The following is an 18914-nucleotide window of genomic DNA, read 5'->3' as shown; positions in this document are numbered from 1 at the left end:
ATTGGTCCGTTCGTCTAGGGGTTAGGACGCCAGGTTTTCATCCTGGTAACAGGGGTTCGATTCCCCTACGGACTACAAGAGAAAAATAGTATAGACTTAATAAAATATTTAAGAAATGGCAAATCATAAGTCAGCTTTAAAAAGAATTAGAAGTAACGAAAAGAAAAGAGTATTAAACAGATATCAGCACAAAACAACTCGTAATGCTATCAAAGCTTTACGTTTGATCGAAGATCAAAAAGATGCTGCTGCTAAATTACCTGTAGTTGTTTCTATGATTGATAAATTAGCTAAGAAAAATATCATTCATGACAACAAAGCTTCTAACTTGAAATCAAAATTAACAAAACACGTTGCTGCTTTATAGTATTATAGAGACAACGATTTGGTTTGTAAGTAAAAAATATCAAGCTCTCAATACTGAGAGCTTTTTTTGTTGATACTATTCATTTTTAAATGAATATATTTGCAGCGAGAAAGAAATTCTAATTTTAAAATCCCTATATGACACCAATTAGGAATATTGCTATTATAGCACACGTTGACCACGGTAAAACTACTATGGTTGATAAAATTTTACACCACTGTCAATTATTTCGTGAGAATGAAACATCAGGAGAGTTGATTTTAGACAACGAAGATATCGAAAGAGAAAGAGGTATTACTATTACTTCTAAGAACGTTTCGGTAAGCTATAAAGGAACAAAAATTAACATTATCGATACTCCAGGTCACGCGGATTTTGGAGGAGAGGTAGAACGTGTTTTAAATATGGCTGATGGTGTTCTTTTGATTGTAGATGCTTTTGAGGGACCAATGCCTCAAACTCGTTTCGTACTTCAAAAGGCGATTAGTTTAGGTTTAAAACCATGTGTGGTTGTTAACAAAGTAGACAAAGAAAACTGTACTCCAGAGGAAGTACACGAGAAAGTGTTTGACTTAATGTTTGAACTTGGAGCAGAAGAATGGCAGATGGATTTCCCAGCTGTATATGGTTCTGCTAAAAACAACTGGATGTCTGACGATTGGAAAAAACCAACAGACTCTTTCGAACCATTATTAGATATGGTTTTAGAGCATATTCCAGCTGCTAAAATGAATGAAGGTACTCCTCAGATGTTAATCACATCTCTAGATTACTCTACATTTACAGGACGTATTGCTATTGGTCGTTTACATAGAGGTATTTTAAAAGAGGGGATGAATGTTTCTTTAATTAAGAGAGACGGTAAAACTGTTAAATCTAAAATTAAAGAGGTTCATACATTCGAAGGATTAGGACGTAAAAAAGTATCTGAAGTACACGCAGGTGATATCTGTGCTGTAGTAGGTATCGAAGGATTCGAAATCGGAGACGTAATCGCTGACTTCGAAAACCCAGAAGCATTACCAACTATCACTATCGATGAGCCAACAATGAGTATGTTATTTACTATTAACGACTCTCCATTCTTCGGTAAAGAAGGTAAATACGTTACATCTAGACACATCAAAGATCGTTTAGCTAAAGAGTTAGAGAAAAACTTAGCTCTACGTGTAAACGAAACGGATAGTGCTGATAAGTTTATGGTATTCGGACGTGGTGTATTACACTTATCTGTATTGATCGAGACAATGCGCCGTGAGGGATACGAATTACAAATCGGACAACCACAGGTAATCATCAAAGAAATTGATGGTGTTAAATGTGAGCCGATTGAAGAATTAACTATTGATATTCCTGAGAACTTGTCTGGACGTGCTGTAGAATATGTTACTTTGAAAAAAGGTGAGATGTTAAGTATGGAACCTAAAGGTGATCGTATGATTATTAAATTCTTAATCCCTTCTAGAGGTATTATCGGTTTAAGAAACCAGTTATTAACAGCTACTGCTGGTGAGGCTATTATGTCACACCGTTTCTTAGAATACCAACCATACAAAGGAGAAATCGCTGGACGTAACAATGGTTCATTAATCTCTATGGAGAATGGTAAGGCTATTCCTTATTCTATCGATAAGTTACAAGACCGTGGTAAATTCTTCGTTGACCCTAATGAGGATATCTATGAAGGACAGGTAATCGGTGAGAATACACGTAGTGATGATATGACAGTTAACGTTACTAAAACGAAAAAACTATCTAACGTACGTTCTTCAGGTGCTGATGATAAAGCTAGAATTGTTCCAGCTATCAAATTCTCATTAGAGGAAGCATTAGAGTACATCCAAAAAGATGAATACGTTGAGGTGACTCCTAAGTCATTACGTATAAGAAAAATCTTCTTAAAAGAGACAGATCGTAAGCGTAATACTATCAAGTAATAAAAATGTTATTTTATAGATAAAAAAAACCGACCAGTACTGGTCGGTTTTTTTGTTTTGCATAGTTTTAATAGTAAAGAAAGCTTTAGGTGCTTTGTTTTTTTGTATATTTCACCAACTATCTTTAAGAGAAGAGCTTTTTTGACTTAATTCGACATTTATATTTAAAAAATAGAATTGCGTAGTTTGGAATAAAATTCAAAAGAAAATATGTAAAAATGGATTATTTAAATAGATGTAATGAGAGAAATAAGGATGGAGAAGTATAGTTTTTGATAGAATGATAATTTTATAAATGACTATAAAAAGTCTGAAATATTATTAAATTTGTAATTTGTATAAGAAAACACAACCTTAGGTTATAAATATGGCAAAGTTCGAATTGAAATTACCCAAAATGGGAGAGAGTGTTGCAGAGGCAACAATTACAAACTGGTTGAAGAATGTAGGGGATCATATTGACGCTGATGAAACAGTATTAGAAATTGCTACAGACAAAGTTGATAGTGAGGTTCCATCAGAGGTTGAAGGAACTTTAGTAGAGATTTTATTTCAAGTAGATGATGTTGTTCAAGTAGGGCAAACTATCGCAATCATAGAAACAGAAGGTGATGTTCCTGCATCAGCTCCAGCAGCTAGCAGTGCACCTGCATCAGCAAAAGCTGTAGCGGAGACTGTAGCAGTAGCAAAAGATACAGTAGCTACGCCTGTCGATTTTTCAGACTCTGATAAGTTCTTTTCTCCATTAGTTAAAAATATAGCTAAGGAAGAAGGTGTATCTGTAGCTGAATTAGAAGCTATAGCGGGTACTGGTAAAGATGGAAGAGTAACTAAGAATGATATCTTAGATTATATTAAAAATAGAGGGAACCAACCTCAAGCTGCAGCTGTAAAAGTAGAAGCGCCAAAGACTACTCCTGCTCCAGCAGCTCAAACTGCTTCTAAAGCAGCTCCAGTATCTGTAAACGGTGCTGACGAAATCGTAGAGATGGATCGTATGCGTAAGCTTATCTCAGGATATATGGTGAAGTCTGTACAGACTTCTGCTCACGTACAGTCATTTATCGAAGTAGACGTAACTAATATCGTGAACTGGAGAAATAAAGTGAAGAATTCATTCGAGAAGAGAGAAGGAGAGAAACTTACGTTCACGCCTATCTTCATGGAAGCTGTAGCGAAAGCATTAAAAGACTTCCCAGGAATGAATATCTCTGTAGAAGGTGATTATATCATTAAGAAGAAAAACATTAACTTAGGTATGGCTGCTGCATTACCAAATGGAAACTTAATTGTACCAGTAATTAAAAATGCTGATCAGTTAAACTTAGTAGGTATGGCTAAAGCGGTTAATGACTTAGGTAATCGTGCTAAAGCAGGTAAATTAAAACCAGATGATACACAAGGTAGTACATATACAGTAACTAACGTTGGAACATTTGGAAGTGTATTTGGTACGCCAATTATCAACCAACCAGAGGTAGGTATCCTTGCATTAGGAGCTATCCGTAAAGTACCTGCTGTTATCGAAACTCCAGAAGGAGACTTTATCGGTATCCGTCAGAAAATGTTCTTATCTCACAGCTATGACCATAGAGTAGTAGATGGAGCATTAGGAGGACAGTTTGTACAGAGAGTGGCTCAAATATTAGAGGCATTCGATCCTAATAGAGAGATTTAATTCTTGATAAAATAAATATAGAACGGTTTCACAGTAGTGAGACCGTTTTTTTTATATCTTGTTTTAACCAAAAAAACTAAATAATGAAGAATGCTTTTTTAAACTGGAGTAGTGGGAAGGATGCAGCTTATGCCTTGTATCAGATACAACAAAGCAATGAGCTAGAGGTAGTGCGCCTAATGACAACTGTCAATGAACATTACGGACGTGTATCTATGCATGGAATAAGAAAAGAAGTATTAAAACGACAGGCAGAATGTATAGGAATCTCCTTAGATATAGTAAACCTTCATGAAAAGCTCTCTCTACAAGAGTATGAAGCTTTTATAATGACTCAATTGGAAGAGTATAAGCGTTTGGGCATAAAGGATAGTATCTATGGAGATATTCTCTTAGAAGACTTAAAAACGTTTAGAGAGACACAGCTAGCAAGATTAGGTATTACTGGAGTGTTTCCGCTGTGGAATAGGGATACAACAGCATTAATCCACGAAATGGTAGACTGTGGATTAAAGACAATTGTAGTTTGTGTGAATGAGCAATTTCTTGATAAAAGTTTTGTAGGACGTACGATAGATAAACAGTTTATAGAAGATTTGCCTGATGGAGTCGATCCCTGTGGAGAGAACGGAGAGTTTCACACCTTTGTCTATGACGGGCCAATGTTTAAAAAGCCTGTTCCTTTTGAAGTGGGTGAGATAGTCTATAAAACTTATGATGCCCCTAAACAATGTCATCAAAAGGAGATATTGCATTATGGCTTTTGGTTTTTAGATATTTTGTAACTCTGTCTATTCATAAATAGATACCTAAAGTATAGTGGAGATAGGTATTCTGTAGTTTTGCTGATTTTTGTAAGGAGCTATTTATTGGAGAATTAAGATAGTTATCTAACTATCCCAATTAATATCAATCAGATTGCCTTGTAAATCTGTTCTTATCACAATAACAGCATCTGAATAATTTTCGCCAATACTGTATTCAAATACTAAATAGTATTTCTTTTTTAGTTCATCTACTGGATATAGCCAAATGTGAACTAGCTTGAGTTTATGGTATAAGATGCTACTGCTTTCTTTAGATAGTTTGTTTATTCCTAGTGAAGAAAGTTCTTCTTTTTGTAGTTCTTCTAAGTGAAAAGTAATGTACTCTTTTACGTAACTTTCGTTAGAGATATAATCTTGTTGTAGATATTCTTTGTTTCTAATATTAAATGTAGGGATTGCTCTTATAAACTCTTCTTCATTGAGTAGAATCCTATTGAAGTCAATATTGATGCTTATTGTATCTTGCTGAACTACTACTCTTTTAAAATAAGAATGGTCAGGAGAGGAGTTATTATATTGTATAAATAAGAAAACGCCTAATAGTGATCCTGTAATAATTACAAACAAGAATATTCTTTTGGTCATAGGAGATGCTTTCTTTTTTGAGAGTATAAATTTACGTATTTTTATGTAATTGATTCATAGTTATTTGGGATTGTTCTTTTTTGAAATGAATCGGTATTAGAGTAAAAGCCTAGATAATATTAATTACCTAGGCTCTCAATATATTTTAGTAAGAGTTACTATATAAATAATTCTCCTGTATCGCTCATTCCCATAGGTAGAGCTGTCCTATCTATCCATTCTAGATTTTGTAAGCATGGTATAGGTTGTGTGTTTCGTTTAGCTTCAAATCCTTCTCTTGCTTTCTGCACAATTTGCTCTTCAATATTCGATGAGTTGGTTGCAAAGAATTCTTTGGTTTCTTCTGCAATATGAAGTAATACTATTTGTGTTTTGTTGTCAATAGTGTGAACATCTAATACCTTATAGTAAGCACCTGATTGTATCATTACCAATCCGTATTCTTCCATCTGAGGTACCAGTGCTGCTACATCTTTGGCATGTGCAGAAGCGATGAGGTAGCGTAAGTTTGTAGCAAGTCCCCCTCCTTTATAAGTTGCGTCTGTGAAACCGCGTTCTTGTATAATCTGACCAATTTGATATTTATTGATGAGGTTTTGACTTAGCTCACAGTCGCGATAGAAAAGGGATAACCCTGCAAAAGTCATATTGAATATTTCTTCTATTTGTTGTTTGTCCATATACGGATTGATTGTATTCTTTGTAATTAGAGAAGGTAAAGGTAAGCGTTTTTTTACGCTTAGTCTGTTTCTTCTTCTCTAAAATACAGATCATTCATCTTCATTACTCGTTTCATAATTTTCTTTTGAAGTAATTTGGGAGTAAGTACTTTTACACTTTCACCAAATCCGAGTATTTCTCTTTCCAGTTCGAAATTAAGCACGACATCTAAGCGTATCTTCATCCCTTCCTGATTTTCTTCGATGACTTGTTGCGATGGATGAATCGGTTTGGTTTTGACATAAGGTGTATTATAAGCGTTTACCCATAGGATGACTTTCTGAGCTCTATCGCTTGCTGTTTTGGTTACCCCAAGCGTATCTTCGTAATATCTATCGAAGTCCACCCCTTCATATTCTTTATACGGTTCATTTGCTAAGGCATACACATTGAGGATACGGTCAAGTGCTAAAGTTAACAAATGCTTATTCGTACTACTGCGTACAACGACAAACCACCGGTTGCGGTACTCTTTTAATAAATAAGGATAGTATATATTCTTTGTAGCTTCTTTTGACTTGAAGGATTTGTATTCGATCAATAGGGTTTGTTTGTTCTTAATCGCCTCGTATAGGGGACTGATAAATTTAATTCCCTTTAGCAAACTATTGCCCTCCATCTGTATATAGTTAGGCGCTTTCGTACTACGGGTAAGTAGGCTGTTATCCAACTTTGCAATGACTTCACTCATCTCATCTACTTGACTGAATCCGTTGAGGTGTTTGAGTATAGCGACTACCTCTTTGAGCTTTTCGGTATCAGCATCGTTGATAGGAGAGTTTTTGATACTGTAATTCGGATCTTCGTAAGTATAGTATTTTCTGTCAACTACGATGATGGGGGCATTGTAGCCTAAACCTTCACTGCGCATGGCTTGTATGTCAAGTTGTATGGTACGCTTACTGATACCTGTGTCTATGCCTTCGTATTCGTATAGGGCATCAGATACTTTCTCAATGAGGTCGTTCAACGTCCATTTTCTGAATCTGTTCTGTAGACATTCATCAATAATTCGGTAGCGCAGAAGGGCTAATTTATTCGTTGCCATTACTTTTTAGCGTTTTATTCACTTCAAATATACATATTCTTCTCTTTATGTACGCACTATAATTGCGTAGTTGTTTTTTGTTTGAATTATATGTAATTGTAATTAACTGATATTTAGTGTTTAATAAAATATTTTGTAAATATTTATTAGTGTGCAATTGGATTGCGTAGGTGGGTGTGCATCTTTGTACTGTTCGAAAGATACAAACCTTGGAAGCGTTTCGGTATAGCGCAGAAGTAAGGGGCAGTAGTTTACCTTATCCTGTTTGTGATCAGAAGAACAACTAATATGGGGTTAGTAAACAATGTTCAAGTCGTAGGTTCGACTCCTACTGTTACCTCAGGGTAATATAGATCAGTTGGTAGATCAGAACAATTGCCTGTCACGCAATTTTGGAGAAGCAGAGGAACTTCATTAAAAATCCTCTCCTATAAAAAGGTTCAGTCAAATAGTGTTTCTGTCTTTTTTCTTGCAGTCTTAGGCTAAGAGAATAAAAGACAACTTATCAAAGCCTGTAAAAACAAGCTATACTCTGAAAGAGGAATAGGGGATGATATAGAGTGAATGACTTGCTCAGTGAGTTGTTCTGGGCTATACACAAGCTATTCTATTTCTAAGTGTACTTCTTTTTCCGCCTGAGGTAAGGGAGACCTATTTAGACTGTTCTTTATGATAAAGACATAAAACATTAAAAATATAGAATCATGAAAAAGTTACAAGTAAAAACAAATCACGTTGCCTTAGTGTTTAAACAAGGAGAATTGCAAAAAGTATATACTGCAGGTCAGTATTGGTTGTGGGGAGAGAGAGAAGTATTAGAATACAATATGGCTGAGGCATTCGGTATGCGTAGAGATATGGATGCCTTGTTGCAAAATGCGGAGTTAAACGCGATGCTTGAAGTAATCGACGTGATGGATAATGAGGTGGTGTTGGTTTATAGAAACAAGGTGTTTAATAATGTATTAGGAGCTGGAAGACATATTTATTGGAAGGCTGCGAAGGAATACTCTTTTGAGCGATATAATACAGAAGGGTTAGCAGTAGATAAGTCAATAGCAAGAAATATCACTGGTAAGTCTAATATGCCAAGCTATGTGCGTATGTACACAGTTGGGGTGAATGAGAAAGGATTGTTATTTGTCGATGGACAGTTTCAAGAAATCTTGAATGCAGATGAGTACAGATATTGGAAAAACGATATCAAGGTACAAATCACTTTAGTTGATATACGTCAGCAAGTGATGGATATGAATGGGCAGGAGATCTTGACAAAAGATAAAGTGCAGTTGCGTATCAACTTTAACTTGGTGTACCAAGTACAAGATTTGTTGAAAGCCTATGTGGATAACAAAGAGGTAGAGAAACAGATGTACAATGTAGTTCAGTTAGTGTTGAGAGAGAAAGTAGGTAGAATGTCTTTTGACGAGTTGATGGAGAACAAGGAAAACTTGTCTGTTGAGATTTTAGCCGGAGTGAGAGAAGAGATTGCTACATTAGGAATTGAGGTAAAAATGTGTGGTATCAAGGATGTTATCTTACCAGGAGATATCAGAGAGATCATGAATCAGGTGTTGATCGCGGAGAAAAAAGCGCAAGCCAATATGATCACACGTAGAGAGGAAACAGCTGCTACACGTAGCTTGTTAAACACTGCTAAGTTGATGGAAGAAAACGAGATGCTAATGCGATTAAAAGAGATGGAATACATCGAGAAGATCGCTGATAAGGTAGGTGAGATCAGCTTGTCTGGTGGAGGTAATGTATTGAAACAATTGAAAGAGGTGTTTTCGAGGTAGTTTATGGTGGACGGTTCACAGTTTACGGACTGTGAATCATTACTTACCTTTCATAGATTCGTGATAAATACCCTTGTCGTTAATTTGACAACACCATTTCGCTATGTGATTAGGTAAAGGGTTAGGAATTACAATGCCTTCTGCAAGTAGATTGTCTGGGTTACCTTTTTCATCTGTATCATCCATATAGATAGATACTATTCTTCCTTCATATAACTGAATAGAATTTCCCATCGTGTCTGTTTTATAATCAGATTGAGAAAGGAGAACAAGGTTGTGATCTATCAATTCGTTAAAGTCTACGTATAAGCGAGGTACTTTCATGATATGAATATTGTGATAAGTAAAAGTAAGTGTTTTTGTATTGAGATTTTTAATTAATTTACAGACTTTATAAGTCCCTCATTAATTAAAAAAACAATATATCACTAAGTAGTGAATTGTAGAAAATAATATATTTGTGGCAGTTCTAAAAATGAGAACTACTAAAACAAAACAAATATGAAAAAACTCCTATTATCACTTACAGCTCTATTTGCATTCTTTGGATGTCAGAATAAACAAACTGCAGAACCAACCGTAAAAGTAGCACAACAGACAATAGTATTAAGTACCAATGGCAAAGTGGTAAACTTTGACATAGACAATAAAAAGGTAGTGTGGGAATATACTTCTCCACATGATGAAGCTGGTAATAGAAACAAGTTCACCTTTGATGAGGCTACGTTGTATATGCCTTTTGAAAGTGGTAAGTTAGTTGCTTTAGATATTCTGACAGGAAAAGAAAAGTGGGTATTCGCAGCTTCTCAGACAGGTATGATGGATATGGCAGGGGATGGTAGTTACCCAGAAGAAAGAGGTGAACCATACTTTATGGGACAACCCTTACAACATAAAGACAAAGTTTATATGGTCAGCATAGGTGGTGGTAATGATCCTTACTTTTATGTGATTAATAAGAACGATGGAAGTGAATTTAAGATAGAAGGTATTGAGACCAAGTATAATCTATCTCAACCAGTTCTTTGTCAAGAAATGGTGTTTGTAAACTCTGGTATTTATTTAGATAAATTCTCTTTGTTAGGTACAGGTACCAGCTATGGTATGTATGACGGAATTACGTTTGACAGTCCTTTGTATGCACAGATGCGCAGTGATGGAGAGGTTTTGTATTTTGGTGAAGAAGACGGTAAGTTTTATGCTGTTCCGTTTAATGAAGATGGGAATGTAAAGGGAGATAATGACGATATTATGGATCCTAAAAACAACTTTAAGGACAATCTATCTATTTACGCATGGCAATACCAATCTAAAGAATATCCTAAGTTAGCTACTAATGCAGATATCAATACTGTCTTGTATGGAAAGACGTATGTAGTACAAGTGCGCAAGGCTGATAGTGATGAACAAGTTTTGATTGGCTTGAGTACAAAGGATGGCTCTGAACAATGGAAGTACGGCAGAGGAGAAGAAATAGTTAATTGGCATCAGTCTGGAGAAGGTATTATAGGCTACACAACAAAGGAAATCTTCGTCATAGATATGAAAGGAAAAGAATTAGCAACTTATCCAATTAGTGAAGATTTTAAACCACTAACCAACATTGAAGAAACAAAAGAAGGGCAATTGCTATTCTTGACAACACAAGGGTTAACTACAATAGATAAGACATCTAAACAAGCGAAGATACTTGTCGCTTATGAAACAAAAGAGGAGTATCACAATACTGCTTATATAAAATATTTTAAAAATTAGTTAATTGGTTAACGGTGGACGGTTTACAGTTCACAGAGTAAACCGTTAACTGTAAATCGAGAAAAATGAAAGATAATACACCAATTAATGGAAATGATTTGTTGGCTTTAGGATACCCACAAACAGAATTGTTGGGTATTGCTCTGAAAGCAAACAAGAAGAGAACAGGTCTGACTAAATTAGAGATGTTAGCCCATTATAAAATGGTATTAGAAAAGGCAGAAGATTATATAAACCATCAAGTTTTTGGTAAGTTAGCCAAAGCTATTGTAGAAGGCGTAGGACAACGTGAAGAGGCGGATATTATTCCACTAAGAGAACATGGCGTAGGGTATAGCATCTATGGTAGCGAACATATAGAAGAAGGAGCTATCAAGCAGATGCAGACAGCAGCGAAGCTTCCTGTAGCAGTAGCGGGGGCTTTGATGCCTGATGCACATCAAGGCTATGGATTGCCTATCGGAGGAGTATTAGCGACAGAGAATGCTGTCATTCCTTACGGGGTAGGTGTAGATATCGGATGTAGAATGGCCTTGTCAATCTTTGATATTAAGGGAGTGGAGTTCTACGGAATGGAAGGTTTGCTAAAAGAACAATTGGTTAAGCATACTAAGTTTGGTGCTGGTCATGGATTCCAAGGGCAGTATAAAGCACAACACGATATCTTAGATAGAGGAGAGTTTAACCTCAACCCTTTTATTAAGAACTTGAAAGATAAAGCATGGGAACAATTGGGTTCATCGGGTGGAGGTAACCACTTTGTAGAATGGGGATTGATGGAGTTTTTGGAGCGTGATGAGGTGTTGAATATTGATAAGGGAACTTATTTAGCGTTACTAACACATTCTGGTTCACGAGGAATGGGAGCGACTATAGCAGGTAGATATACGCAGATCGCTAAGGATATCTGTAAGTTGCCTTATGAAGCAAAGAACTTGGCTTACCTTGACTTAAATTCAGAAGCAGGACAAGAGTATTGGGCGATGATGAACTTGGCAGGAGATTACGCTTCGGCCTGTCATGAGGTAATTCACGATAAGTTGACCAAAGCGATAGGTGCTGAGGTGTTAGCTAAGATAGAGAATCACCATAACTTTGCATGGAAAGAGATGTACCAAGGTAGAGAGGTTATTGTACACCGTAAAGGAGCTACTCCTGCGAGTAAAGGAGTGATGGGGATTATCCCAGGCTCTATGACCGCACCAGGGTTCTTAGTGAGAGGTAAAGGAGAAGAGGACGCTCTAAACTCTGCTTCGCATGGAGCAGGACGTCAGATGAGTAGAACACAAGCAATCAAGAACCTGAAAGCAGAAGATATTAAGGCAGTATTAGCAGACTGTGGCGTGCAGCTAATCGGAGCGGGTAAAGATGAAGCACCTATGGCGTATAAAGATATCCACCAAGTGATGGCTGCACAGGGAGAGTTAGTTGACGTCGTCGCGATGTTTACGCCTAAGATAGTGCGTATGGCAGATGATGGAAGTAGAGAAGATTGAGAAGTACTCAGTTTACTTCAACTCTTTAAAAAAAGCTGTCAATCGACAGCTTTTTTTGTATCCTAAAAAGATACAAACTATTAAAATAGGATAATTTAGACTGTTATTTGTATGACTCTTCAATTGAAATAATTACTTTTACTAGGTTAGGAATAATAAAATTGGAGATTTATGAAGAAGAGAAAAGCTATAAGAAGTTACTTAACCCTATTTCTTTTGGTATGTAGTATAAGTGTATTCGCAAAAGAGAAAACAAGTATAGTAAAGCAAGATTGTAATACTCAATTAGCTGAAATAATAAAACATAGTGATTTCGAATACCCTAATAAGGATTATCATGTTAGAATAGAGGATACTACAGGAGGAACTGTGATTATTAAAGTGTATGTCAGAAATAATTTATCAGAAGATCCTAAGAAACCTCAGATGGTAGAAAGTGTCGTGTCTTGGTTTATTATACAACCTCAGCGCGATGGAATATATCAATCTATGAATGCCCTCGACCCAGAGGAGCCTGACTTTAAAAAGTTAAAAGTAGATACTAAAGCTTTTGAATCACTAGTAAAATGTATTGATAAAAAATAATTAAAAAAGCCTGCTTAGCATTTTTTTAGTAGGCTTTTTAATAATTAAAAATGTTCTGAAGCGTTCGTTGTATTCATAAAGATAAAACCATCGAAGTGTTCTCTTAGTTTCACATTAGGAATAGTCATGTATTTTGTTTGTTCTTCTTGAGTCATTATTTTATACCCTATCCAATTCATTTTTTTAGGTGTATCAAATATACTTGAAGGAGTATTTTTAAAGTTGACAAAATAGTTCTTCTCAGTGTACTGCTCCATCTGTTGTTCTAATGAATTATCTTGTACTGTAGGTAAGTCATATGAATCGTATTTGCTTTCTTTTACATCTATATTATCGTTCATCGCACTGAAGGTACCATGTGCAGTAAAAGTTGCTAAAGAGTAAAACTGGTCACCATATTGCTTTTTGATGTATTCTCCCATTGGGTCAATAAAAGATGGAGTAAGGCCAATATGACCATTATGAGCGATGATAACCATCTTTTGGTTATATAAAGACTGTGTTCTCATGGCTATCTCAGCCATAGCATAATCTCGAGTAAAACTTTCATTTCTTTGACCAACTTCATAGAACATTCTAAAACCTAGTTCTAAATTGTATAATGCAATTTTTGCATCTGTAGAAAGTTTATCACCATATTTAGTAGTCATTTCTTTTGCTAATTGAAATGCGTCTGTTCCTACTTTGATTAAGTTGTCATAGTCTTTCTCAAAAGCCTCATCATTGGATTTTTTCCAATTATAATCAAGGACCTTAGCTGCTTCAGATAATTTTAAACAGCTTTCATAATATGTTTTATTACGTGCTAAATTTTTTTCACTTAATAGAATCAAGGCACTATTGTTAAGAAAGTTGGTATCAACACCAGTTAGAATAACCTTTTCTTTATTCTTTTTATTATAAGATCTTATCCATAAGAATAGATTCTCTATCTCCTTGGTTTGCCATACAGAGACTAAGTTTGCTTTCATCTCTTTTTGTAGATCCCCATTAGAGTTAATAACCTTATTAATCATATAGGTATCCCCATAGGCATTTTCAAAAGATATAATTCTATAGTTGTGATTAGTGACTAAGTCCTTGATTAACTCTACTCTTAAATCATTGAACTCTTTAGTACCATGTGTTCCTTCACCTAGTGCCACTATTGTATGATCTTTTATAGCATTAGTGATAGGAGAGAGTCCTTTATATTGATTGCTATTCTTGTTATAAGAGAAAGGAATAACTTCTTTATCTTGTGCTATACTTGTTAAGGAAGCCAGTATGAACAAGCTTAATAAAGTTCTTTTTATTGTCATAATTTGTTGGTTGATTTAGCCTTAAAAATAATTTATTTTAACAAGGAAATATCTTTAAAATTATATTATCTGTATTTACTTTTCTATTTTGACTCTCCTTTTAAGACTGTGCCCAATAGAACTCACAGTGCTCAAAGTTGTGGTTCTTTAAGTCCTCTTCTTTGATCAGTACACTGAATACTCCATCGTCATTAAAGTTGTTCTCTCCTATCTGCCACAGTACTACTTTATCAGAATGAATAAACTCTTCTACCTCTTCCTTACCTAATTGACAATGAGTGAATATACCGAATATTTTTGAGAGATAGGTTCCTCCGAAATAATCCCAGTACATTCCATCCTCATCTACATCGTCTTCTTCATATTCATCCTCAGGCTCTCTATATCGATCAGAGAATGGCTCTGTATCAGTACTGATTTCATTGATAAGAACGCCATAGAAGAAATTGTCCTCGTGCTCTACGATATGTCTTACCAATTGATGGTTAGGAATATCAGTATAGATAACTTTACCAGTATCGGTCATAATGTCTGCGAAGAAGATGAGTTGCCCTGTTTTGGGTAATAATCCTGTTTTATCATGTGGAGAGCATGCCGCCAAATCTATTTGGCCTGCATAGTATAATCCTTGTGGATGATCTCCTCCAGGAGGTAAGTCTATTACTGGTCCGCCATAGCGAGATTGTCCTAAAGGAATATCTATCTCTGTGTGTAATACATCAGATTCTTTCATCCAACTTTGTCTTCCTAGAGAAGCTGGGATATACTGACGTTTATCAGCAGAAAATTTTATAATATCAAATGTTTTATCGTACATTGGATTCGTTTTTGAAATATGTAGCAATATAGTAAATAGTCATTTTAACAAGATGAACCAGAATAAACAAAAAATAACTAAAAAGTGGAACAATCTTATCTATTATGGATTATTGTTTATCATCACTTCTTTTACACAGACTAGTATTGCGATGTATTCTTTTAAAGATCAGCCTTCAGGAGATATTGCGTTTAATTTTTTTCAAGACATCTTCTTAGGTTCTTTATTTGCAGGTATTTTTTATATTTCCATACTGATTTTTATTCATAAGATTCCGCGTTTTAGTGTTCAGCTTATTATTCACAGTATTCTACTTTTTGGGTTATGGTTTTTACAGTGTCTAAGTGTTTTTATGGATAGAGAAGCTTCATGGAGTACATATTCTATGAGGGAGTCTATTATTTACACTTTGCATTATAGTCTAATGCCCCTATTGACTACATTGTTGATCTATATTTTTATTTCTTTTAGATTGTATAACTATAGTAAGGGAGTGCATTTACTGACAGATATGGTCAAACCTAGATCATGATAGAATAACCTTCTTTTTAATCCTTTCTTTTATCGCTATCGCAGAGCAAATAGGTATACTATGGAATGAAGTATAGTGATATAAATACCAATTAAAAGATTCACTTAAAAATAGGACAGACTTTATTACATAAATGTTAAAAAAATATTTGGTATTAGGTGTTTTTAGCTTAGTAAAAACGTATATATTTGTTAAATTAGTTAATGAGTTGCGTATAGGTGTTTAATTTAAGTTAATGAAGGTTTTATATCGTGTGGTTTTGTTTCTTTTCCTTATCAGTATAAATTATATTTATGCTAGGAAAGAATACATATATACCCTTAAACCCATTGAGACTCTAGAATCTAATGAATTACAGCGAAGTGTAGAGCTCATCATGACTCATTTAGATATTGATACCTATTACCAATACGTGGATTTTGACAATATTGCTCTTAAAGAAAGCACACTTACTTCCTCTCATTTTGTATATCTTATTCCTTATCAGACTTCAAATACCTCAGATTGGAATGTGTGTATAGCCATATTAAATGAAAGTAATGAGATTGTAATGTCAGGTATTGCTAAGCACACTTGGGATTATCAAGCTGATGTTTCTTTTTATCCCGTGATAAGCTTTGATCAACCTTATATCTATAATAAGAATGTAGAACTCAATATCACAGTAGATATCCTAATGACAGGAGAGGTAGAGCATAAGGAAGTAGTCTCTAATCAGAAGTTGCTTTTTGTGCCAAATCAGAATAAAGACAAATTGATTAATATTCTTCAATACGAATACAATACTGTACTGAAGTATGATGATGCTAAGGGGTATAGGTATAGTTTTAGCGTGAATAATAATGATAAACTAACGATAGAGCCAGAGATGACAGAAGAGTTTTACAACCTAAATCTGGTCAGAGAACGCAATGTTAGTATTAGTACGCTACCCCAACTCAGACAAAAGTGTTCTACAGCTAATCAGAAGACATCTCCATTTTTAGTAAAAGAACAAAAAGAAGATTCTTTTTTAACGTCCTATTTCGTACAGCGATTTACAGAAGCCTATATCTATTATAAGGAAGAAGAAAAGTATAAAGTCTTATCAGCAGTTGCACCTCGTATAAATATTCTTAGTTTATATGAGAAGTGTATGACACAAAGCAAACCCTAAACAAAATAAAAATGCCTCAATAACAAGAGGCATTCTAATAGGCTAAATCAGTGGTGTGTTTTGTTAGGAGTTTTTAATCGCTCCCTAATTCGTTAAAGCAAATGTATTATAAGCTTCTATTGCGAATATATTATCTTTTTAGAAGATGAGCTTCTAAAGTGTGCAAATGTAACAAGTTTAAACAAATTAAAATTGTAATAAAAAGACTTTTAGGTGTGTTTATTACACATTGATGTAAAAAAAGCATGTTATTTTGTGATTTTTTAGTTTTGATAATACAGTTTAGTGTTAAAGTTTGTACTAATGATACTTTTTTATAGTAAATAACGAACTACATATATCTAGTGAGCTATTCGTTATTATTCATTTTGCCAGGATTGATTTAAAAGTGACTATATTATCTACTTGAATTATGAAAAGTAATTGTTGGTATTTTTCTTTTTCCAATTATTCAAGTATAAACGAATTGATAAAATTCTAGAAATAGTATATACTTTTTTCTTATAATTAATACGAGTGGGTATTAAAAAAATAGAGTTCTTCATAAAATTAGAACAAAGAACTCTATCTTTAAAAATAAGTAGTGAATGTGTTTTGATTTCGTCTTTACTACATTACTTTTTATCTATAGATTTAGTAGAATCATATCATTTGCGGGGTAACTCTATAGGTGCGTGATATACACTAGTACTATGCATGGTGTGATTAGCAGATTTCCACACACTCCAGAAGTGAATAATACCCGTCTGCCAATTGGTAGGAAGTTCAAAATGAGTGTGTTTATCTGCTCTTTGTCCAATACTCTCAGCGATATAGAAAGTATTAAGCTCATCGTTAAAAGCAATCATCGTCAATAGATCATCAGTATTCGTCAACGAATTAATGAATGAATCATCCCATTTGATTTTTACCTTATTCTCTTTTAAAAAGCTGATCTTCTGTATCGCCGCAGGAGTTAGTACCCCTATGGATAGCAATACCCTCTGGGGAATAATATGAATCATATTATCAATCAGAAATACTCCGTTCTTCATAATCTCAGATCGAATCTGATCATAGCCCGTTTTAGTCTTATTTTCTGTCTCCAATACAGGGTAATGCTTGTTGACAAAATCCTTTATCTCTTTTAAAAATTTGACTACCACAGTTAGTTTACTTCGCTGTATAATCTGTTTTTCACTCGCTTCTTTTTTACTTTTTGGAGCTAAGCTTCTGATTATATTCTTTCCTCTGTATTTATACCCAACTACTGTACCTACCTTACCTTGTACACCACCTAGGATACCTTCTTTAATTTCTGCCATAATTATCGTTTTTAGTTTTTATACAAGTTATAGATAATCAGTTGCTTATAAAATAAAGAAATCAAAGATGTTATCTGTAAATAGGGAGGATATATCGCTTTAAAACTTTGATTCTTGATACTATCGCCTCTTTATATTGTTTTTTATTTCTTCAACACTGCCTCAATACTTCTTCAAGATTCCTTCAACAAACTACCTCTCTCCTAGAGCAATCTTGGGGTATTGTTGAAGAAGTGTTGAAGGACTTCACTTAAAGCTAGATACAGTCTACCTTCAGCCATACATAACTTTTTATTATAAAACGACTTCTTATCTGGGTAATGTTTTGATATGGTGAAAGGTAGGGTGTTTTTTTGAAGAATAAAATAGGGTGTAATTTTTGAATGGGGTGATAGTGGTTATGGAAAACCGTAATAGTTTTTATCGACAATAACTATATTTGATAAAAACTGAATAGAAACACTTTTTTTTAGCTTTCTAAACTAGAAAAATAGTAGTTTTAATAACAAAAGTAAAGGGAAAATAATCTAGGATAAATGAAAAGAAGTTATTATCAAGTAGAAATTAAAGATTTTATAAGAGAAGATATAGATCTTGTTTTTGGAAAATTAGCTAGGAATCATCAACATGATTTAGAGGATTTACAGAAAAAAGCATGGATCGAACAGATTAGATTTTTAAAAGAAAACCTTATTAATGTTGAAGGTAATATATATTTTGAGTTCTCTATACCCCGAATGGGAAAAAGAGTTGATAATATATTGTTGATAAACAATATCATTTTTGTATTAGAGTTTAAAGTAGGTGAAGATAAATTTACTAAAGAAGCACAGAATCAGACAATAGACTATTGTTTAGACTTGTTGAATTTTCATGAAGAAAGTCATAATAAAAGTGTTATACCTATTTTAATTGCTACAAAAGGGCCTAATATATTAGCCCCTAAATAAGCTGGAGTGAAATTAGTAAATTAATTACATAACTTTGGACTTATGAAATACAAGAAA

At 34.4% G+C, this 18914-nt stretch carries 18 protein-coding genes and 1 tRNA gene; 12 read left to right on the top strand and 7 right to left on the bottom strand.

What is annotated here, in order from left to right; translation table 11 throughout:
- Positions 1-3: 3 nt before the first annotated feature.
- The 5 genes from HX049_RS15160 to HX049_RS15140 all read left to right on the top strand — a co-directional run bounded on the left by HX049_RS15160 (position 4) and on the right by HX049_RS15140 (position 4767).
- Positions 4-75 (top strand) — tRNA-Glu (locus HX049_RS15160).
- A gap of 40 nt (positions 76-115) precedes the next feature.
- Complete coding sequence (gene rpsT, locus HX049_RS15155) at positions 116-367, top strand: 30S ribosomal protein S20 (protein ID WP_006260350.1); 252 nt, start codon at positions 116-118, stop codon at positions 365-367.
- Between the two features lie 137 nt (positions 368-504).
- The gene (typA, locus tag HX049_RS15150; protein WP_286416901.1) at positions 505-2304 is read left to right on the top strand and encodes a translational GTPase TypA; all 1800 of its coding nucleotides are present in this window, start codon (positions 505-507) and stop codon (positions 2302-2304) included.
- A 367-nt stretch (positions 2305-2671) separates the two neighbouring features.
- A complete protein-coding gene (locus tag HX049_RS15145; protein WP_286416899.1) occupies positions 2672-3982 on the top strand; it encodes a dihydrolipoamide acetyltransferase family protein in 1311 nt (436 codons plus the stop codon).
- Positions 3983-4065: 83 nt separating this feature from the next.
- On the top strand, positions 4066-4767 hold the full coding sequence (locus HX049_RS15140; RefSeq protein WP_286416897.1) for a diphthine--ammonia ligase: 702 nt from the start codon (positions 4066-4068) through the stop codon (positions 4765-4767).
- Positions 4768-4872: 105 nt separating this feature from the next.
- Here the strand turns inward: HX049_RS15140 and HX049_RS15135 are convergent, their stop codons facing one another.
- The 3 genes from HX049_RS15135 to HX049_RS15125 all read right to left on the bottom strand — a co-directional run bounded on the left by HX049_RS15135 (position 4873) and on the right by HX049_RS15125 (position 7162).
- Positions 4873-5394, bottom strand: coding sequence for a DUF2004 domain-containing protein (locus HX049_RS15135; protein WP_286416895.1), 522 nt, complete (start codon positions 5392-5394; stop codon positions 4873-4875).
- Between the two features lie 158 nt (positions 5395-5552).
- Complete coding sequence (locus HX049_RS15130; protein ID WP_286416894.1) at positions 5553-6074, bottom strand: hypothetical protein; 522 nt, start codon at positions 6072-6074, stop codon at positions 5553-5555.
- A 59-nt stretch (positions 6075-6133) separates the two neighbouring features.
- The gene (locus HX049_RS15125; protein WP_286416892.1) at positions 6134-7162 is read right to left on the bottom strand and encodes a helix-turn-helix transcriptional regulator; all 1029 of its coding nucleotides are present in this window, start codon (positions 7160-7162) and stop codon (positions 6134-6136) included.
- A 704-nt stretch (positions 7163-7866) separates the two neighbouring features.
- On the opposite strand from HX049_RS15125, the gene HX049_RS15120 reads away from it, so the two are divergent.
- Entirely contained in the window at positions 7867-8961 is a 1095-nt protein-coding gene (locus tag HX049_RS15120; RefSeq protein ID WP_286416891.1) for a slipin family protein, read from the top strand.
- A 39-nt stretch (positions 8962-9000) separates the two neighbouring features.
- On the opposite strand, the gene HX049_RS15115 is transcribed toward HX049_RS15120, so the two are convergent.
- Positions 9001-9285 (bottom strand): hypothetical protein, encoded by a 285-nt coding sequence (locus HX049_RS15115; RefSeq protein WP_286416889.1) that lies wholly within the window; start codon positions 9283-9285, stop codon positions 9001-9003.
- A gap of 177 nt (positions 9286-9462) precedes the next feature.
- Between HX049_RS15115 and HX049_RS15110 the strand changes: the two genes are divergently transcribed.
- From HX049_RS15110 to HX049_RS15100, 3 genes are all read left to right on the top strand, one after another.
- Positions 9463-10716, top strand: a complete 1254-nt coding sequence (locus HX049_RS15110; RefSeq protein ID WP_286416886.1) for a PQQ-binding-like beta-propeller repeat protein — start codon at positions 9463-9465, stop codon at positions 10714-10716.
- 65 nt (positions 10717-10781) lie between these two features.
- The gene (locus HX049_RS15105) at positions 10782-12212 is read left to right on the top strand and encodes an RtcB family protein (protein ID WP_286416883.1); all 1431 of its coding nucleotides are present in this window, start codon (positions 10782-10784) and stop codon (positions 12210-12212) included.
- A 171-nt stretch (positions 12213-12383) separates the two neighbouring features.
- Complete coding sequence (locus tag HX049_RS15100) at positions 12384-12797, top strand: hypothetical protein (RefSeq protein ID WP_286416881.1); 414 nt, start codon at positions 12384-12386, stop codon at positions 12795-12797.
- 44 nt (positions 12798-12841) lie between these two features.
- Here the strand turns inward: HX049_RS15100 and HX049_RS15095 are convergent, their stop codons facing one another.
- Both HX049_RS15095 and HX049_RS15090 read right to left on the bottom strand, forming a co-directional pair.
- Positions 12842-14098, bottom strand: coding sequence for an erythromycin esterase family protein (locus tag HX049_RS15095; protein WP_286416879.1), 1257 nt, complete (start codon positions 14096-14098; stop codon positions 12842-12844).
- Between the two features lie 100 nt (positions 14099-14198).
- Positions 14199-14915 carry a DUF1963 domain-containing protein gene (locus HX049_RS15090; protein ID WP_286416877.1) on the bottom strand — a complete coding sequence of 239 codons (717 nt, stop codon included), beginning with the start codon at positions 14913-14915 and terminating at the stop codon, positions 14199-14201.
- A gap of 52 nt (positions 14916-14967) precedes the next feature.
- Between HX049_RS15090 and HX049_RS15085 the strand changes: the two genes are divergently transcribed.
- Together HX049_RS15085 and HX049_RS15080 are read left to right on the top strand one after the other, a co-directional pair.
- On the top strand, positions 14968-15447 hold the full coding sequence (locus HX049_RS15085; protein WP_286416876.1) for a hypothetical protein: 480 nt from the start codon (positions 14968-14970) through the stop codon (positions 15445-15447).
- A gap of 235 nt (positions 15448-15682) precedes the next feature.
- Complete coding sequence (locus tag HX049_RS15080; RefSeq protein WP_286416874.1) at positions 15683-16603, top strand: hypothetical protein; 921 nt, start codon at positions 15683-15685, stop codon at positions 16601-16603.
- A 647-nt stretch (positions 16604-17250) separates the two neighbouring features.
- Here HX049_RS15080 and HX049_RS15075 read toward each other — a convergent pair.
- Positions 17251-17907, bottom strand: a complete 657-nt coding sequence (locus HX049_RS15075) for a DUF6266 family protein (RefSeq protein ID WP_286416872.1) — start codon at positions 17905-17907, stop codon at positions 17251-17253.
- Positions 17908-18443: 536 nt separating this feature from the next.
- On the opposite strand from HX049_RS15075, the gene HX049_RS15070 reads away from it, so the two are divergent.
- Positions 18444-18857 carry a hypothetical protein gene (locus tag HX049_RS15070; RefSeq protein ID WP_286416870.1) on the top strand — a complete coding sequence of 138 codons (414 nt, stop codon included), beginning with the start codon at positions 18444-18446 and terminating at the stop codon, positions 18855-18857.
- Positions 18858-18914: the final 57 nt, after the last annotated feature.

Origin of the sequence: Myroides odoratimimus, from assembly GCF_030326305.1 — a bacterium.
Taxonomy (GTDB): Bacteria; Bacteroidota; Bacteroidia; order Flavobacteriales; family Flavobacteriaceae; genus Flavobacterium; species Flavobacterium odoratimimum_A.
This window is presented reverse-complemented; position numbering and strand designations above follow the sequence as displayed.

Excerpts from the sequence above, each read along its gene's own strand:
- rpsT (WP_006260350.1), top strand. The coding sequence starts at position 116 with ATGGCAAATCATAAGTCAGCTTTAAAAAGAATTAGAAGTAACGAAAAG.
- typA (WP_286416901.1), top strand. The coding sequence starts at position 505 with ATGACACCAATTAGGAATATTGCTATTATAGCACACGTTGACCACGGT.
- HX049_RS15145 (WP_286416899.1), top strand. The coding sequence starts at position 2,672 with ATGGCAAAGTTCGAATTGAAATTACCCAAAATGGGAGAGAGTGTTGCA.
- HX049_RS15140 (WP_286416897.1), top strand. The coding sequence starts at position 4,066 with ATGAAGAATGCTTTTTTAAACTGGAGTAGTGGGAAGGATGCAGCTTAT.
- HX049_RS15135 (WP_286416895.1), bottom strand. The coding sequence starts at position 5,394 with ATGACCAAAAGAATATTCTTGTTTGTAATTATTACAGGATCACTATTA.
- HX049_RS15130 (WP_286416894.1), bottom strand. The coding sequence starts at position 6,074 with ATGGACAAACAACAAATAGAAGAAATATTCAATATGACTTTTGCAGGG.
- HX049_RS15125 (WP_286416892.1), bottom strand. The coding sequence starts at position 7,162 with ATGGCAACGAATAAATTAGCCCTTCTGCGCTACCGAATTATTGATGAA.
- HX049_RS15120 (WP_286416891.1), top strand. The coding sequence starts at position 7,867 with ATGAAAAAGTTACAAGTAAAAACAAATCACGTTGCCTTAGTGTTTAAA.
- HX049_RS15115 (WP_286416889.1), bottom strand. The coding sequence starts at position 9,285 with ATGAAAGTACCTCGCTTATACGTAGACTTTAACGAATTGATAGATCAC.
- HX049_RS15110 (WP_286416886.1), top strand. The coding sequence starts at position 9,463 with ATGAAAAAACTCCTATTATCACTTACAGCTCTATTTGCATTCTTTGGA.
- HX049_RS15105 (WP_286416883.1), top strand. The coding sequence starts at position 10,782 with ATGAAAGATAATACACCAATTAATGGAAATGATTTGTTGGCTTTAGGA.
- HX049_RS15100 (WP_286416881.1), top strand. The coding sequence starts at position 12,384 with ATGAAGAAGAGAAAAGCTATAAGAAGTTACTTAACCCTATTTCTTTTG.
- HX049_RS15095 (WP_286416879.1), bottom strand. The coding sequence starts at position 14,098 with ATGACAATAAAAAGAACTTTATTAAGCTTGTTCATACTGGCTTCCTTA.
- HX049_RS15090 (WP_286416877.1), bottom strand. The coding sequence starts at position 14,915 with ATGTACGATAAAACATTTGATATTATAAAATTTTCTGCTGATAAACGT.
- HX049_RS15085 (WP_286416876.1), top strand. The coding sequence starts at position 14,968 with ATGAACCAGAATAAACAAAAAATAACTAAAAAGTGGAACAATCTTATC.
- HX049_RS15080 (WP_286416874.1), top strand. The coding sequence starts at position 15,683 with ATGAAGGTTTTATATCGTGTGGTTTTGTTTCTTTTCCTTATCAGTATA.
- HX049_RS15075 (WP_286416872.1), bottom strand. The coding sequence starts at position 17,907 with ATGGCAGAAATTAAAGAAGGTATCCTAGGTGGTGTACAAGGTAAGGTA.
- HX049_RS15070 (WP_286416870.1), top strand. The coding sequence starts at position 18,444 with ATGAAAAGAAGTTATTATCAAGTAGAAATTAAAGATTTTATAAGAGAA.